Source organism: Streptococcus sp. LYSM12, from assembly GCF_004569635.1.
Lineage (GTDB): Bacteria > Bacillota > Bacilli > Lactobacillales > Streptococcaceae > Streptococcus.
Window position 1 is genome coordinate 1 of sequence record NZ_SPOZ01000056.1, and the last position, 2,488, is coordinate 2,488.

Below are 2,488 nucleotides of genomic sequence, written 5' to 3' on the forward strand. Positions count from 1 at the left end.
CCACGCTTACCTACGACTACGATGAGAATGGCCATCTCATCACCTATACCGATGCCATGGGGGTTCCGACCCGCTACGAGTACGATGACAGGGGACGAATGACGGCTTGGGTTGACGGCAATGGCACAAAAGTCATCCAGAACGAGTATGACGATGAGAACCGGGTGACCAAGCAGACGGACGGTACAGGGGCGGTTTCCACCCTCTCCTATAGCAAGGGTCAGACCATCACCACCGATGCCAATGGCAACCAAACGGTTTACACCTATGATGACCACTACCGCACAACTGGGATTACCTACCCAGATGGCACCAGTGTTTCTAAAACTTATGATAGCCATAATCGTTTAGCCAGTGAGACCAATGAGTTGGGTCACACCACTCGCTACACCTATGATGAACAAGGGAACGTCTTGACAGAGACCCGTTTTGATGGTGCCGTTAAGACTTCTACCTATGATGATAAGAACAACCTTTTATCTGTCACAGACTTTGGTGGTGACACCACCACCAATGAGTACGATAGTAAGAGTAACCTGACAAAGACCATTCTTCCAGATGGCACAGTTCTTTCCTATACCCATGACAAGCAAGGTCGTATCTTGTCTACGACAGATGCACTAGGCGCTAAGACAACCTTTGCCTACGATGGGGCTAATCTGGTGACCATTACCAACCCACTTGGCGGCGTGTCTACCTTAACCTACAATGCCCACAACCAAGTGACAGGGATTACCAACCCTCGTGGTGGCACGACAACTTTCACTTATGATGCGGAAGGGCGTAAGACGAGTGAACGAGATGCAGATGGTGTAGGAACCACCCAGACTTTTGACCAGGCGGGTCAAGTCACAGGTGTAACAGAGGGGAATGGTAATACAACGACATTTACCTATGATGCCTTTGGTCGCAAGATTGGGGCTTCCAATGGTGAGGGAGGCACCTATAGCTATACCTATGACGGCGTGGGTAACCAACTGTCTGTGACAGATGCGGAAGGTCATACCACGACCTATACCTATGACAGCCGTGGTCGTCTCTTGACAGAAACCGATGCGACAGGTAAGACAATTACCTTTGTCCGTGATGCCTTGGGTCGTGTTCTCAACCGCACCAACGAAGCCGGTCATACCAACAGCTTGACCTATGATGATCGCTATCATGCCATCAAGACCGTGACCGATGCTTTGGGGCAAGTGCTAGAGTACACTTATGATGCTTCAGGTTATCTGACGCAAGTGACCTATCCAATCAGAACACAGACCCATACCACTTATGATAGTATGGGACGTGTCCTATCTTATACCGATGAAGCTGGTCAGACCGTCTCTTACACCTATGACGCAGTAGGAAATAAACTGACAGAAACCAAAGGTGATAAGACAACTAGCTATACCTATGATAAGTCTGGCAATGTGACAGCTATTACCTATCCAGACGGCACCAGTGTATCTTACCAACTCGACGCCATGGGCAATATCATCTCCATGCTCGATGCCCTGGGTCGTGAAACCCGCTATGAGTACAGCCCTGCTGGTCGTCTGATTGCGACAACCAACGCCTTGGGTCATAAGACAAGCATGACCTATGATGCCAACGGGAACCAAAACTCCTTAACGGATGCGGCAGGCTATACGGCGACAACAACCTATACCGGTCAAAACCAAATCGCCAGCATCACCGATGGCCTTGGCAACACCACCACCACATCCTACAACCAGATGGAACAACCCAAGGAGATTGTGGATGCTTTAGGTGGGAAGACCACCTATGTGTACAATGAGTTGGGCTATCCTATCGAGCAGACAGATGCCAACGGCAACGTGACCAAGATGAGTTATACAGAAACCGCTCAACTGAAAGAGGTCACCCTGCCAGATGGTTCTACGATGACGCACGAATACGATGCCTTGGACCGCCTTATCAAGCAAACCAGCTCTAGCGGTCTAATCACAGAGTACACCTACGATGCGGCCAACCGTGTTCTGACCAAGAAAGACAACCAGGAACTGAACGAGTCCTACACCTATGACAAGGCTGGCAATCGCTTGACCTTGACCAATAGCCTTGGGGAGGTAACAACTTATAGCTATGATAGTGACAATCAGCTAACCAAGGTCACCTATGCGGACGGGACCAGCGAGACCTTTACCTATGATGTCATGGGCTATGTCGCAAGTTCAACCGATCAAGAGGGTAAGACCAAGACCTATCATTACGATGAGAATGGCAATCTGACCAAGATAGTCGACCATCTCAAGCGGGAGACAACCTATACTTATGATGCATTGAACCGAGTGGTGACGGAGACAGACGCAGAAGGTAACAGCTCAACCTATGAGTATGATGTCTTGGGCAACTTGTCTAAGATGACAGATGCCAACGGTCATTCGAGCTCTTATGGCTACGATGCCAATAAGAATCTAGTTCTCTATACTGATCCAAATGGTCAAGCTACAGCCTTTACCTACGACCCACTAGGTCGTGT

1 pseudogene is annotated in these 2,488 nt (G+C 49.2%); it reads left to right on the forward strand.

Annotation, left to right across the window (positions count from 1 at the left end):
* A pseudogene (locus E4T79_RS10645) lies at positions 1–2,488 on the forward strand (hypothetical protein); the annotation flags it as partial.